The sequence below is a fragment of the Streptomyces sp. NPDC059534 genome, from assembly GCF_042743475.1.
Lineage (GTDB): Bacteria > Actinomycetota > Actinomycetes > Streptomycetales > Streptomycetaceae > Streptomyces.
The window spans coordinates 146,922-160,289 of sequence record NZ_JBHWAQ010000006.1 but is presented as its reverse complement, the minus strand read 5'-3'; the positions used below and the strand labels follow the sequence as shown (position 1 = coordinate 160,289).

Annotated in this window: 11 protein-coding genes; 5 read left to right on the top strand and 6 right to left on the bottom strand. The window is 73.5% G+C overall.

Translation table 11 applies throughout. From position 1 onward, the window contains the following. Window positions 1–44: 44 nt before the first annotated feature. Window positions 45–3,266, bottom strand: coding sequence for a tetratricopeptide repeat protein (locus ACFVZH_RS09900; protein WP_384895139.1), 3,222 nt, complete (start codon window positions 3,264–3,266; stop codon window positions 45–47). Between the two features lie 125 nt (window positions 3,267–3,391). Between ACFVZH_RS09900 and ACFVZH_RS09895 the strand changes: the two genes are divergently transcribed. Next, window positions 3,392–5,413 carry a thioredoxin domain-containing protein gene (locus ACFVZH_RS09895; RefSeq protein ID WP_384895137.1) on the top strand — a complete coding sequence of 674 codons (2,022 nt, stop codon included), beginning with the start codon at window positions 3,392–3,394 and terminating at the stop codon, window positions 5,411–5,413. 79 nt (window positions 5,414–5,492) lie between these two features. Here ACFVZH_RS09895 and ACFVZH_RS09890 read toward each other — a convergent pair whose 3' ends face one another. Beyond that, complete coding sequence (locus ACFVZH_RS09890; RefSeq protein WP_376482981.1) at window positions 5,493–5,900, bottom strand: rodlin; 408 nt, start codon at window positions 5,898–5,900, stop codon at window positions 5,493–5,495. A gap of 95 nt (window positions 5,901–5,995) precedes the next feature. Beyond that, window positions 5,996–7,036, bottom strand: coding sequence for an LCP family protein (locus ACFVZH_RS09885; protein WP_384895134.1), 1,041 nt, complete (start codon window positions 7,034–7,036; stop codon window positions 5,996–5,998). 118 nt (window positions 7,037–7,154) lie between these two features. On the opposite strand from ACFVZH_RS09885, the gene ACFVZH_RS09880 reads away from it, so the two are divergent. After that, window positions 7,155–7,361, top strand: a complete 207-nt coding sequence (locus ACFVZH_RS09880) for a hypothetical protein (RefSeq protein WP_384895132.1) — start codon at window positions 7,155–7,157, stop codon at window positions 7,359–7,361. Between the two features lie 68 nt (window positions 7,362–7,429). On the opposite strand, the gene ACFVZH_RS09875 is transcribed toward ACFVZH_RS09880, so the two are convergent. Further along, entirely contained in the window at window positions 7,430–7,840 is a 411-nt protein-coding gene (locus tag ACFVZH_RS09875; protein WP_189510009.1) for a rodlin, read from the bottom strand. Window positions 7,841–8,058: 218 nt separating this feature from the next. Between ACFVZH_RS09875 and ACFVZH_RS09870 the strand changes: the two genes are divergently transcribed. Next, a complete protein-coding gene (locus tag ACFVZH_RS09870; protein WP_384895130.1) occupies window positions 8,059–8,472 on the top strand; it encodes a rodlin in 414 nt (137 codons plus the stop codon). A 176-nt stretch (window positions 8,473–8,648) separates the two neighbouring features. Continuing rightward, window positions 8,649–8,882 carry a chaplin gene (locus tag ACFVZH_RS09865; RefSeq protein WP_384895128.1) on the top strand — a complete coding sequence of 78 codons (234 nt, stop codon included), beginning with the start codon at window positions 8,649–8,651 and terminating at the stop codon, window positions 8,880–8,882. A 67-nt stretch (window positions 8,883–8,949) separates the two neighbouring features. Here the strand turns inward: ACFVZH_RS09865 and ACFVZH_RS09860 are convergent, their stop codons facing one another. Both ACFVZH_RS09860 and ACFVZH_RS09855 read right to left on the bottom strand, forming a co-directional pair. Continuing rightward, complete coding sequence (locus ACFVZH_RS09860; protein ID WP_384895429.1) at window positions 8,950–10,203, bottom strand: FAD-dependent oxidoreductase; 1,254 nt, start codon at window positions 10,201–10,203, stop codon at window positions 8,950–8,952. A 35-nt stretch (window positions 10,204–10,238) separates the two neighbouring features. Beyond that, the gene (locus ACFVZH_RS09855) at window positions 10,239–11,540 is read right to left on the bottom strand and encodes an ATP-grasp domain-containing protein (RefSeq protein ID WP_384895126.1); all 1,302 of its coding nucleotides are present in this window, start codon (window positions 11,538–11,540) and stop codon (window positions 10,239–10,241) included. A 159-nt stretch (window positions 11,541–11,699) separates the two neighbouring features. Between ACFVZH_RS09855 and ACFVZH_RS09850 the strand changes: the two genes are divergently transcribed. Next, window positions 11,700–13,334, top strand: a complete 1,635-nt coding sequence (locus ACFVZH_RS09850; RefSeq protein WP_384895124.1) for a glycosyl hydrolase — start codon at window positions 11,700–11,702, stop codon at window positions 13,332–13,334. The last annotated feature ends 34 nt before the right edge of the window (window positions 13,335–13,368 follow it).

The window sequence follows — 13,368 nt, the reverse complement described above, 5'->3', positions numbered from 1 at the left end:
CCTGTCCCGTACCCCGCCGGTACGGGACAGGGGGCGGCCCGCGTCTACGCCTCCGGCACCCCCAGCACCTCCCGGGCGTGCCGGTTCGGCACCATGCCCAGGTCCCAGGCCCGCCAGGGCGCCGAGGCGGGAACGCCCCGGTCCAGGACGACCGCGTACGCCTCGACGCAGTCGTCGAGCCGCGGGTCCCGCGCCGGGTGCCGGTCCGCCGCCAGCGCGGCGAGCTCCTCACGGGCGGACGCCGTCCCCGGCTCCGGCGCGCCCGGAGCCGCGTGGGGGAGCAGGGTGCAGCGCAGGAAGCGGGCCCAGTCGGCGCCCCGCAGGTCGCCGTACGAGGCGAACAGGCCCCGCGCCTCGTCGCACAGCCCCAGCGCCTGCGGCACCCGCCCGTTGCCCGCGTCGATGATCGCGAGCTCCAGGCAGGTCCAGCCCTCCCCGTGGGCCACCCCGATCCGGTGGAAGTCCGCCCGCGCGTCCACCAGCAGCTGCCGGGCGAACCCCGAGTTCCGCAGACCCCCGGTACGGGCCGCGAGCTGGTCCCGGGTGACCCGCCCCGAGTGGTGCCTCGCGCTCGCCAGGCCGTACACGTCCCGCATCCGGGAGAACATCGTCCGGGCCCGGCCCAGCTCCCGCACCGCCTCGTCGCGGTCGCCGCGCTCCTCCAGGGCGTGCCCCAGGTGGTACAGCGTCCACGCCTCGCCCCGCGCGTCCTCCTGCTCACGGTGACGGGCGAGCGCCCCGCGCAGCCCCTCCACCGCCGGCTCCGCGTCCCCGGCGGCGAGCCGGGTCCGGGCGAGCTGGGTCAGCGCCCACGCCTCGCCGCGCCCGTCGTGGATGCGCCCGTAGTCGTCCAGGGCGCCCCGCAGCTCGCCCACCGCGCCCGGCACGTCGCCCCGCAGCAGCAGCACCTGGCCCCGGTGGAAGTGCGCCCACGCCTCGCCGTGCAGGGACTCGTGCTCCCGGTGCAGCGCCAGCGACCGGTCGAGCAGCGCCCCGGCCTCCGCCAGCTTCCCCCGGTCCCGCTCCACGGCGGCCAGCGCGTGCAGCGTCCACCCCCGGTCGGCCGCCAGCGCCTCCGGCTCCTGGAGCACCAGGGCCTCCCGCAGCCGGGCCGCCGCCTCCCCGAGCCGGCCCTGGTGGTGCAGGGTGATGCCGAGCGAGCAGAGCGCCAGTGCCGCCCCCGGGTCCTGGCGGGCCTCCTGATAGAGCGAGACGACCGAGGTCAGCGTCGTCCGCGCCTTGTCGAGCTCGCCGAGCTGCCGGGCCGCGATACCGGTCCGCCACTGCACCGAGCGGGACAGCTGCCCCTGCCCGATGGACTCCGTGAGCTCGTTGATCTCGCCGAGCCGGTAGAGGTCGCCGCGCAGCAGGCAGTGGTCGCAGAGCGCGCCCAGCAGGTCCAGGACCGTCTGCTGGTCGACGCCGTCCGCGTGCCGCAGCGCCGCCGTGATGAAGCTGGTCTCCTCGTCGAGCCAGCTCAGGGCCGCCTCCAGGGAGCCGAAACCGTGCCCGTCGAAGCGGTCCGCGCGGGTCGACATCTTCCCGTCGACCATCCGGATCACCGCGTCGGCGAGCTCCGCGTAGTTCCGGATCAGCCGCTCCTGCGCCGCCGCGATCTCCGCCGTGTCCTCCTCTTCCAGGAGCCGGACCGCCGCGAAGCCGCGCACGGCGTCGTGCAGCCGGTACCGCTCCCCGCGCACATGGTCGATGAGCCCCGCGTCGGCCAGCTCCCGCAGCAGCCGCGCCCCCTCGGCCCCGTCCCCGCCGAGCAGCGCGGCGGCCGCCGCCGCCCCCAGCGAGGCCCGCCCGGCCAGCGCGAGCCGCCGCAGCAGCCGCCGGGCGTCGTCGCCGAGACCGACGGCGTACCGCACGGACAGGGCGCGCTCGACGGGACCGCCGTCCCGGCCGGGACGGCCGAGCGCCTCCGCCACCTCGTCCATGGGGCGCCGGCCCAGCAGGGAGCCCGCCGCCCGCAGCGCCAGCGGGAGCCCGCCGCACAGCTCGCGGATCCGCTCGGACGCGGCCGCGTCGTACGGTCCCGGGTCGGGCGTCTCCGCCGCCGCCCGCAGCAGATCCTCCGCCCCGGCCGCGTCCAGCGCCGCCACCGGCAGCGCGTGCACGTCGGCCGGCAGCTCCGCGCCCAGGTCCAGGGGCTCCCGGCAGGTCACCAGGACCAGGCTGTCCGAGCGCTCCGGCAGCAGGGCCCGCACCTGGGCCGCGTCCACGGCGTCGTCCAGGATCACCGTCACCGGCACCCCCGTCAGCTGCCGCTGGTACAACTCCGCGAGCCGCCCCACCTGTTGGTCAGCCGTCGAGCCCTCCCGGAACAGCAGCCGGTCGCGCGGAGCGCCCAGCCGGTTCAGCAGGTGCAGCAGCGCCTCCCGGGTCGACACCGGCCGCTCGCCGGTGGCGGCGCCCCGCAGGTCCACCACGCACGCCCCGCGGAACTGGTCCCGCAGCGCGTGCGCCGCCCGCACCGCGAGCGCCGTCCGGCCCGACCCCGGCTCGCCGTGCAGCAGCACCACCGTCGGCCGGGTCGCCGCCGACGCCCGCCCCGCCTGAACCCACCGCGTGATCCGCGCCAGTTCCTCCCGCCGCCCCGCGAACAGCCCACCCGGGTCCGGCAGATGGCCGAACGACCGCTCCAGGACGCTGCGCTGCCGGGCCGCCGCACTCCGGTCCGCACCCCGCAGCCCGCCGCCCCGTCCCTGCCGCGGCAGCACCACCGCACCACCCGACGCGGGGGACGTACGCTGCCCCTCCAGGAACGGCCGCACCCCCCGCTTCTCCAGGGCCGACAGCCACGACTCCCGCAACCCGTCGAGCGCCGCCGAAGACCGGTCGACGGCCGGCGGCGGCCCCGCCGTCACCCTGAGCACGGTCGCCGCGGCACCGGCCACCGCCACCACCGCGCCCGCGCCGAACGCCGTCCCCGCCGCCGTGCCCAGCGCCAGGTCCGCCCCGACGGCCGCCACCGCGGCGACCCCGGCGACCAGCGCCGGACCGGCCGCCCCGGGCCCGGTGAGACGGTCCGCCCACCGCGCCCGCCCTGACGCCGTCCCTGCCTCCCGGCTCTCCAGGGCCGCGAGGAAGACCGCGTACTCCTCCTCCGCGCCCGCCGTCATCGAATCCAGCGCCGCCCGGCCCCGCGCGAGCAGCGCCTCGGCGGGCGGCAGCGCGTCGGCCCGGCCGGCGGAGCCCCGTATCTCCTCCGCCACGATCCGCTCCAACAGCCGCTCCACCACGGCCCGATGACTCTCCCGCATCTGCGTCCCCCTCCGCGCGCGCCGGCGAAACCGGCCCCGAGTCGTCCGGGGCCCAGTGTGCTGCGCGGCGCGCGTCGGCGCGAGAGAGCGGAGAAACGAGGAGACGGCTGCGGCAGGATGGGCCCATGCCGAACCGACTGGCCCATGAGACCTCCCCGTACCTCCTGCAGCACGCCGACAACCCGGTCGACTGGTGGCCGTGGTCGGCCGGGGCCTTCGAAGAGGCCCGTCGCCGCGACGTCCCCGTCCTGCTCAGCGTCGGGTACAGCTCCTGCCACTGGTGTCACGTCATGGCGCACGAGTCCTTCGAGGACGACGCCACCGCCGCCCTGGTCAACGAGCACTTCGTCGCCGTGAAGGTCGACCGCGAGGAACGCCCCGACGTCGACGCCGTGTACATGGAGGCCGTCCAGGCCGCCACCGGACAGGGCGGCTGGCCGATGACCGTCTTCCTCACCCCGGACGCCGCCCCCTTCTACTTCGGTACGTACTTCCCGCCCGAGCCCCGCCACGGCATGCCCTCCTTCCCCGAGGTGCTGGAGGGCGTCCGGGACGCCTGGACCGGCCGCCGCGAGGAGGTCGGCGAGGTCGCCGAGCGGATCGTCAAGGACCTCGCGGGCCGCTCCCTGGCGTACGGCGGCGACGGCGTCCCCGGCGAGGAGGAGCTCGCGCAGGCCCTCCTCGGCCTCACCCGCGAGTACGACGCGACCCGCGGTGGCTTCGGCGGCGCCCCCAAGTTCCCGCCGTCGATGGTCCTGGAGTTCCTGCTCCGCCACCACGCCCGTACGGGCTCCGAGGGCGCCCTCCAGATGGCCGCCGACACCTGCGAGGCGATGGCCCGCGGCGGCATCTACGACCAGCTCGGCGGCGGCTTCGCCCGCTACGCCGTCGACCGCGCCTGGGTCGTCCCCCACTTCGAGAAGATGCTCTACGACAACGCCCTGCTCTGCCGGGTGTACGCCCACCTGTGGAGGGCCACCGGGAGCGACCTGGCCCGCCGGGTCGCCCTGGAGACGGCCGACTTCCTCGTCCGCGAACTCCGCACCCCCGAAGGCGGGTTCGCCTCGGCCCTCGACGCCGACAGCGACGACGGCACCGGCCGGCACGTCGAGGGCGCCTACTACGCGTGGACCCCCGAGCAGCTCGCCGAGGTCCTCGGCGCCGAGGACGCCGCCCTCGCCGCCGCCCACTACGGCGTCACCGAGGACGGCACCTTCGAGCACGGCAGCTCCGTCCTCCAGCTCCCGCAGGACGCGGGAGTGGCCGACGCCGAACGCATCGCCTCGATCGCCGCCCGGCTCCTCGCCGCCCGCGAGGAGCGCGCCCGCCCCGGCCGCGACGACAAGGTCGTCGCCGCCTGGAACGGCCTCGCGATCGCCGCACTCGCCGAGACCGGCGCCCTCTTCGACCGCCCCGACCTCGTCGAGCGCGCCACCGAGGCCGCCGACCTGCTCGTCCGGGTCCACATGGACGAGCAGGCCCGGCTCACCCGCACCTCCAAGGACGGCCGGGCCGGCACCAACGCCGGAGTCCTGGAGGACTACGCCGACGTCGCCGAGGGATTCCTCGCCCTCGCCGCCGTCACCGGCGAAGGCGCCTGGCTGGAGTTCGCCGGCTTCCTCCTCGACCTCGTCCTCGACCGCTTCACCAGCGAGGGCGGCGCCCTGTACGACACGGCCCACGACGCCGAACCGCTGATCCGTCGCCCCCAGGACCCCACCGACAACGCGGCCCCCTCGGGCTGGACCGCGGCCGCCGGGGCGCTGCTGTCGTACGCCGCCCACACCGGCTCCGACGCCCACCGCGCCGCCGCCGAAGGAGCGCTCGGCGTCGTCAAGGCCCTCGGCCCGCGCGCGCCCCGCTTCATCGGCTGGGGCCTCGCCGTCGCCGAGGCCCTCCTCGACGGGCCCCGGGAGATCGCCGTCGTCGGCGACCCCGGCGACGAGGCGTTCCGGGAGCTGCGCCGTACCGCGCTCCTGGCCACCGCTCCCGGCGCGGTCCTCGCGGCCGGCACCCCCGACAGCGAGGAGTTCCCGCTCCTGAAGGACCGTCCGGCGGTCGCCGGACGACCCGCCGCGTACGTCTGCCGTCACTTCACCTGCGACGCCCCCGTCACCGACCCGGACGCCCTGCGCCGCGCGCTCTGAGCCCGGCGCGGAACGGGTGCGGCCCCGCCTCCCCTCCGAGGAGGGGCGGCGGGGCCGCACCGTTGCCGAGCGACGTCGCTCAGCTGTTGCCGGCGCCGTTGCCGGACAGCACGGGGATGTCGCTGAGGATGTGCGAGAGCGGCTCGTCACCCTTGGCCTGGGTGGAGTTCTCGGTGCACTGCTGGTTCTGCGGGGAGGACAGGACGTTGACGTCCTGGACCGCGATCGGGATCAGGCCGATCAGCGAACCGGCGTTGACCTTGGCCGGGAGGCCGACGCAGGGCTTGTTCAGGGAGCCCTGGACGAGCGCGAACTGCGGGCTCATGTCACCGTGCGTGGAGGAGTTGCCGAACTCCTGGTGGGCGCCGTTGCCCGACAGCGAGGTGGTGCCGCCGTCGTCGGCGATCGCGAGCGCCTGACCGGCACCCGCCGCCGTCGCGCCGAGAACGGACGCGGCCACAGCAGCCGTCGCCAAGAGCTTCTTCATCGTTGAGGACCTTTCGGATACTGGCTCGCTGAGTACCGAGCCGCGCTGATCAACTGGTCAGAAGCCCGGAGGTTCCGGCAAGTCCACCGGACGGACTACGGGCAGATGAGCGAGGACCCCGGTGTGGGGCGGTACTCGCCCACCGGGATCTCGCTCGGCGCCACGGCCCCGGCCTCCGGCAGCGGCCGGTCCTCGCGCAGCCGCCCGAAGACCTCCGCCGCGCCCTCCTCGTCCCAGGCGAGGGTGGACCCGACCCCCGCGATGTCCGGGTGGAAACCGCGCACGGGCACCGTCGAGAACTCCATGCGGTCCGGCGGCAGGTCCTTCAGGCGGGCGGCCAGCGCCAGCAGTTCCGCCGTCGAGATCCCCCGTTCGGTCGCCGCCCGTCCGCGCAGCGTCGCCGCGAACGCCTCCAGCGCCGCCGGGTCGCCCAGGACGCCGTCGCGCAGCCGCTCCAGGGTGTTCACCACGAACTTCTGCTGCTTCTGGATCCGCCCGAAGTCCATCTGCCCGTCGGCCCGCCGCGAGCGCACGTACTGCAGCGCCTCACCGCCGCCGACCCGCTTGGTGCCGGGCTGCAGGTCGATGCCGGTGACCGGGTCCTTGAGCGGCTCCGCCGTGCAGACCGCCACTCCGCCGTCGAGGCGGTCGACGGTGTCCATGAAGCGCCGGAAGTCGATCTCCAGGTACCGGTGGACGGGCAGCCCGGTCATCGACTCGACGGTCTCCACCGTGAACGCCGAACCACCCTCCGCCCAGGCGTTGTTGATCTTCGCGGGGTGAGCGGCGTGCAGCTTCCCGGTCCGCCGGTCGCGGTGCTGGTCGGGAAGGGTGGTGAACGAGTCGCGCGGCAGGCTCACGACGCTGATCCGGTCGTTCTCCGCCGAGACGTGCACCAGCATGATCACGTCGGTGCAGTCGCACTCCTGCCCGCCGAGCCGGAAGCGCTCCTTCTCCTCCTCGGTGACCCCCGTGCGGCTGTCGACGCCGACCACCAGGAGATTCAGCCCCTGTTCGGGGGAGGGGAGGTCGGACGGAGCGGCGGCGAGCGCGCCGGGGGCGAGGGCGGCGAGCGCGGTGAACGCCGCCGAGGCGAGCAGCGCGCGGCGGAGCCGCCGGGAACGCGGGAATTTCATGCCCGCACGCTAATTCGAGGCTGCTCGCACACAGGTACGCGACGCGAAATGAACAGGTCGAATCACTCTCCTGCGGTGCCTGTGGAATGATGCGGGAGTCGCAGCGGAAGGAGCGAGGATGGCGCCGGATCCCGGGAAATGGGAACGGATGGCCTTCATTCCGAAGAGCCGATATGTGAGCGAACCCCCACCCCCCGACCGCACGCCCTTTCCGGTGTATTCGGAACTGGTGGCGCAGTGGGTGCAGGCGGGGCGCACGGTGCCGGGGATGCCGGACCGCGAGTGGGAACGACTGATGGCCGCGCCGGTCTGGCCGACCTGGTAGCAGCACGAAAGGGGCCGCCCCGGAGGGCGGCCCCTGACGTGTGAACGTCGTCGCGTGGAGGCGGAACGTCAGTTGTTGCCGACGCCGTTGCCCGACAGGACCGGGATGTCGTCCAGGATGTGCGAGAGGGCCTCGTCACCCTTGGCCTGGGTGGAGTTCTCGGTGCACTGCTGGTTCTGCGGGGACGACAGGACGTTGATGTCCTGGACGGCGATCGGGATGGCGCCGATGAGCGAACCGGCGTTGACCTTGGCCGGCAGGCCGATGCACGGCTTGTTCAGCGAGCCCTGGACCAGCGCGAACTGGGGGCTCATGTTGCCGTAGGTGGCGGAGTTGCCGTACTCCTGGTGGGCGCCGTTGCCCGACAGCGACGTGGTGCCGCCGTCGTTGGCGATGGCGAGCGCAGGGGAGGCCACGGCGGCGGTGGCGCCGACGATGGAGACGGCTGCGGCCGCGGTGGCCATAACCTTCTTGATCACGGGAGTTCCCTTCTAGAACCTGCTCCGTGCAGGGAGCGGCCTGATCAACTGACCTCGGACGCAAGGGTTCCGCTGTGTCACCCCCTTGGCGGAGCGCACTCGGCAGCGCGAAACGGGGCTCCAGTCGAACGGGTGAAGCGCCGGAACCAAAGCCACCGCGCGCAGTTGATCCCGTCGCATCAATCAGGTCGATTGGTGGGAACAGGAACGGAATCACCGTGATCAAGAAGATTATGGCGGCTGCGGCTGTGACGGCCTCTGTTGTCGGCGCTTCTGCTGCGGCGGCCTCCCCGGCGCTCGCCATCGCCGACGACGGCGGCACGACTTCGCTCTCGGGCAACGGCGCGCACCAGTCGTTCGGCAACTCCAAGACCGTCGGTGACGCGAGCCCGCAGTTCTCGGCCGTCCAGGGCTCGCTGAACAAGCTCTGCCTCGGCGCCCCGGTCAAGGGCAACGTCGGCTCGCTCGTCGGCATCCTCGTCCCGGTCGCGGTCCAGGACGTCAACGTCCTGTCCTCCCCGCAGAACCAGCAGTGCGCCGAGAACTCCACCCAGGCCAAGGGTGACGAGCCGCTGTCGCACATCGTCGAGGACATCCCGGTCCTCTCCGGGAACGGCGCCTACAACGGCTGAGCCGTATCGCGCACGACAGGGCCGGCGGGGAAGTAGGCGTTCCCTCCGGCCTTGTTTCGTGCGGGCAATGGAGTGAAAGCGGAAACTCCACCGCCGTTTCGGTTTCCTTTTCGAGGCGTGTTCGTTGTCTTGTGTGCTGCGGAAATATATTCCGCCGAGGAAAGGATCCAGACGAAATGAACTGTAAGAAGGCTGCGGCCGTCATCGCCGGAATCGTCATGGCCATGGGTGCGGCGTCGCCGGCCTTCGCGGACGCGGACGCGCACGGTCTGGCGGTCGGTTCGCCGGGCGTCCTGTCCGGCAACGTCGTCCAGGTCCCGATCCACATCCCGATCAACGTCTGCGGCAACAGCGTGAACGTCATCGGCGCGCTGAACCCGGCCGCCGGCAACACCTGCATCAACTTCTGAGTACCGGCGAACCGCGGGTATCAGGGCCGGCCCCGGAGAGCATCCGTTCCCCGGGGCCGGCCCTCCGCTATGCCGTCACGGAAGCCTTCCCGCCCGTGCGGGGCCGCCCCACCGTCCCGCCGGGGCCACCGGCCCGCAACCGCCGCCGCACCCCCTTCACCAGGCGCCCCGCCGTGTACTCGGCGCCGAGGACGAACCGCATCGACGGGCCGTACGACGGGGCCGTCAGCAGCCCGGCGAGGAAGAGGCCCGGCCACGAGGACTCGAAGAGGCCGCCGACCTCCGGCGCGCCGCATGCCCCGACCGTGCGCAGCGCGCCGCGCAGCACGGGGGAGAGCACACCGGCCCGGTCCAGGCCCGGCGTGAAACCGGTGGCCGCGATGACGTGGTCGGTCTCCAGGACCGTCGCCCCGCCCGGTCCCGCCACCTCCAGCCGCAGCCGCTCGTCACCGGTCACCGCCGCCGAGGTGATCCGCTGCCCCAGGCGGACGTCCCCGACCGCGGCGAAACGCTCGCGGAGCCACCAGGCGCCCGCCGGGCCGAGCGCCGAGTCGAAGATCCGCTCGCGGGTGGCGGCCGGCAGGCGCCGGAAGACACCGGGGGTGTCGGCGTACAGCTTGTTCCTCCAGCCGCAGCCGAGTCCCGTGTGCGGTGCGCGCAGCGCGGGCCACAGGGCGCGGTCGAGGGCCGGGGGCACGGCGTTCCAGCACAGCCGGTCCGCGCGGGCGACGATCCGGACGGTGGTGCCCTGTGCGGTGAGGAGCGCGGCGGTCTCCAGGGCGGCCTGGCCCGCCCCGACGACGGTGACGTCCCGGCCGGCGAAGCCGTCGAGCTCGCCGTGGTGGCTGGAGTGGGTGACGTACCGGCGGGGGAGTCCGCGCAGCGGCCCGGGGATCTCCGTGAACGGCAGGACGCCGACGGCGAGCGCCACCGTCCGGGCGCGGAGCGCCTCGCCGTCCTCCGTCCGCAGCTCGAACCCCTCCGCGCCCGGCGCCACGGACGCGATCAGGCGCTCGTCGAGCACGGGCACGGCCTGCCGGGCGAACCAGTCGCCGTACGCGGCGAAGAAACCGACCGGCAGCGGCACCCCGTGGGCGGCGGGGACGCCCCGGGTCGCGGCGTACGCGTCGAGTCCGTACGCGCCCGCCGGATCGGAGAGATGGGACGCCCAGGGCTCCGACTTCAGGAACATGCCCGAGGGCATGGCGTGCCAGGACTCCATCGAGCGGCCGAAGGTCCGCAGGTTCAGTCCGCGGGCCGCCGCGTGCGCGGCCACGGACAGGCCGTAGGGTCCGGCCCCGACGACCACCAGGTCGTACATCGGGTTCGACGACTTCGACATCGTGCCTTCCGCCTTCATCGGGGGGTGAGCTGGTGGGCCGAGCTGCGGGCCGGTGGGGCCGAGGAGGTGCGCGGTGGGCCCGCCCGCCCCGCCCCGAACCTCCGGCGGAGCACGGTCAGCCCCCGGCGCAGCAGGTGGGCGAACCAGGCGCGGCCCATGGCGAGCGCGGGCCCCGGGTCGTCGGCCGCGCACCAGGCGTACTCGGTCCGCTGCCGCGTGGCCCCCGGCTCGGCCGCGTACCGGCGGCGCGGCGAGGCCAGCAGCGAGAGCGCCGCGTAGTTCTCGACCAGGAACCGGCGGCCGTACGCGGGCGAGTGCGGCGGCACCTGACGCCCGGTGAGGTCCAGGTGGAGCGCCCGCACCACGTCCAGGCCGGCCGGGTCGGCGAAGAGCCGGAACTGCGCGCCGGGCCGGGGGTTGAAGTCGAGGAGGTGGTACGCGCCGGTCGCCCGGTCGAGCCGGAAGTCCAGGTCGCACACGCCCCGGTAGCCCAGTGCGTCGAACAGCGCGCGGGCCGTCCGGTCCACGTCCGGGTTCACGGTCCAGCGGCCCACGGCGGTGAGACCCGCCCCGTCCGGCCAGGAGCGCTCCTTGCGGCCGGTCGCCCCCGTCGCGCAGAGGCCCGCGGAGTCCACGTACCCGTGGAAGAACCAGTCCAGGTCCCGGCCCGCCGGCAGGAGCTCCTGGAGCAGCAGCCGGCTGCCGGCCTCCGAGGTGCGGCCGTACAGCTCCCGCACCTCCGTGAGGGACCGCACGATCGAGGTGCTGCGCAGACCGCGGCCGGCCGGCAGCAGCCACGGCCGGCTCCACTTGGCGACCACCGGCAGCCCCAGGGCCCACGCCATGGCGGCGGCCTCGTCGGCGCCGGTGGGGAGTTCGGTCCGCGGATGGGGCAGGCCGAGGGCCGCGCAGGTCTCGGCGAGCGCCGCCTTGTCCGCGACCCGCAGCAGCTGTTCCTCGGTCTGCTCGGGCAGCAGGAAGCGCGGGGCGAGCTCGGGGCGGTGACGGGCCAGGGCGAGCGCGCTCACGTCGTCCAGCGGCACCGGCAGCACGGGATGTGACGGATCGTCGGTGATCTCGTCGGCGATCCGGGTCAGCAGCGCGGCCAGCTCGGCGCCCGAGGCCGCTTCGGGGCGCGCGCGGGCCGAGCGGAGATAGCGGGAACGGGCGACCGGACTGGTGCTCGATTCGACGACGGCGTGCACCGGAATTCCCGCCCGTCCCAGCGAGCGCGCGGCACCGAGGGTGCCGTGATGGAAGGGGTTCCGGTCGAGCCGCACCAGGACGGTGGGGACACGGGTGTCAAAACTCGGCACGGGCATGCCCTTCCTCTCGGGTGCCCCAACTGGGCGATGAAATCCTCTAATGGACTACTGATCAGAGGGAAGCCGAGTTCACGGTCGGCTCATTAGGAATACTTTCGGAGCATCGGATTGACGGATCATCAAAAAGGCGATCGACGCTAAGGAGCGGCCATGGCAGCTGCACGCCGAAGAACAGCGAGAGCGTGGCTGGGGGTGTTCACCGCCGGCCTCCTCGCGTCGGGCTCAGTCGTCCTCTCGTCCCCCGCCCACGCCGCCGACACCGCCACGACGAAAGACCCCGGACCGACGCTCGGCGGCGCCATGGGCGCCTTCCTCGAATCGGGCGCACTCGGGGTCGCCCGCATCGGGCAGCTGGAGCGGTGGCTCGGGGGCCACGAGCTGCGCGTCGGCCACACCTACCTCCCCGGCGAGCAGTGGCGGAGCATCGAGGGGCCCCCCGGCTTCCTCGACGCCTGGGCCGACTGGCGCAACGAGGAGACCGACCGCCTCTTCGTCCTCAACGTGCCCATGCTGGAACGGAACGAGGCCGGCGTCTCCGACCACGAGGTCCGCCGCCAGCTCCAGCTCGGCGCCGCCGGCTACTACGACCACCACTTCAAGACCCTCGCCGAACGCCTCGTCGGACTCGACGCGACCGACACCGTCATCGTCCTCGGCTGGGAGATGAACGGCACCACCTACACCCACCGGTGCGCGCCCGACCCCACCGCGTGGAAGAAGTACTGGAACCGCATCGTCACCGCGATGCGTTCCGTGCCCGGCCAGAAGTTCCGCTTCGACTTCAACCCGAGCCGCGGCCGCGACGCCATTCCGTGGACCGAGTGCTACCCGGGCGACGACGTCGTCGACATCATCGGCATGGACTCCTACGACCAGCCGCCGGGAATGAGTTTCGACCAGCACGTCAGCGAGCCGTACGGGCTCCAGAAACAAGTCGATTTCGCCGCCGAGCACGGAAAGCAGATCTCCTACCCCGAATGGGGGCTCTTCCGGAACGGCGACAATCCCACGTACATGCGGCGCATGCTCGAATGGATGAAGCAGCACAAGCCGCTCTATCACACGATCACGGACTACTGTCCGCACGGCGTCTGGCAGTGCGACGACAACCCCCAGTCGTCCCTGGTCTTCCGGCAGATGCTGTACGGCACGGAACCCGAACTCCCGACCCAGCCGACGGACCCGACCCAGCCGACGGACCCGACGGACCCGGTGGATCCGACCGATCCCACCGGGCCCACCGATCCGGTGGACCCGACGGATCCGACGGACCCGGTCGACCCGACCGACCCGACGGTTCCTGAGCCGAAGCCTGAGCCGAAGCCTGAGCCGAAGCCCGAGCCCAAGCCTGAGCCGAAGCCTGAGCCCAAGCCTGAGCCGAAGCCTGAGCCGAAGCCGGAACCCAAGCCTGAGCCGAAGCCCGAGCCGAAGCCTGAGCCCAAGCCTGAGCCCAAGCCTGAGCCGAAGCCGGAACCGAAGCCCGAGCCCAAGCCTGAGCCGAAGCCTGAGCCGAAGCCTGAGCCCAAGCCGGAGCCCAAGCCGGAACCCAAGCCGGAACCCAAGCCTGAGCCGAAGCCCGAGCCCAAGCCCGAGCCGAAGCCTGAGCCGAAGCCGGAACCCAAGCCGGAACCCAAGCCCGAGCCCAAGCCCGACTGTTGGACCGTGAATCTCGGGTCGTGGGTGGAGAGCTGGATCGGCGGGCCGGTCTGTGTGCCGAAGGGCTCGTGGAAGGACGAGGCCGACCTGGACTGGAAGGACGAGCTGAAGGGGGTCTGGCCCTTCTGACCGGCCGGTGCCGGAGGCTCACGGTGGTGGCGGA

Excerpts from the sequence above, each read along its gene's own strand:
- ACFVZH_RS09900 (WP_384895139.1), bottom strand. The coding sequence starts at position 3,266 with ATGCGGGAGAGTCATCGGGCCGTGGTGGAGCGGCTGTTGGAGCGGATC.
- ACFVZH_RS09895 (WP_384895137.1), top strand. The coding sequence starts at position 3,392 with ATGCCGAACCGACTGGCCCATGAGACCTCCCCGTACCTCCTGCAGCAC.
- ACFVZH_RS09890 (WP_376482981.1), bottom strand. The coding sequence starts at position 5,900 with ATGAAGAAGCTCTTGGCGACGGCTGCTGTGGCCGCGTCCGTTCTCGGC.
- ACFVZH_RS09885 (WP_384895134.1), bottom strand. The coding sequence starts at position 7,036 with ATGAAATTCCCGCGTTCCCGGCGGCTCCGCCGCGCGCTGCTCGCCTCG.
- ACFVZH_RS09880 (WP_384895132.1), top strand. The coding sequence starts at position 7,155 with ATGGCGCCGGATCCCGGGAAATGGGAACGGATGGCCTTCATTCCGAAG.
- ACFVZH_RS09865 (WP_384895128.1), top strand. The coding sequence starts at position 8,649 with ATGAACTGTAAGAAGGCTGCGGCCGTCATCGCCGGAATCGTCATGGCC.
- ACFVZH_RS09860 (WP_384895429.1), bottom strand. The coding sequence starts at position 10,203 with ATGTACGACCTGGTGGTCGTCGGGGCCGGACCCTACGGCCTGTCCGTG.
- ACFVZH_RS09850 (WP_384895124.1), top strand. The coding sequence starts at position 11,700 with ATGGCAGCTGCACGCCGAAGAACAGCGAGAGCGTGGCTGGGGGTGTTC.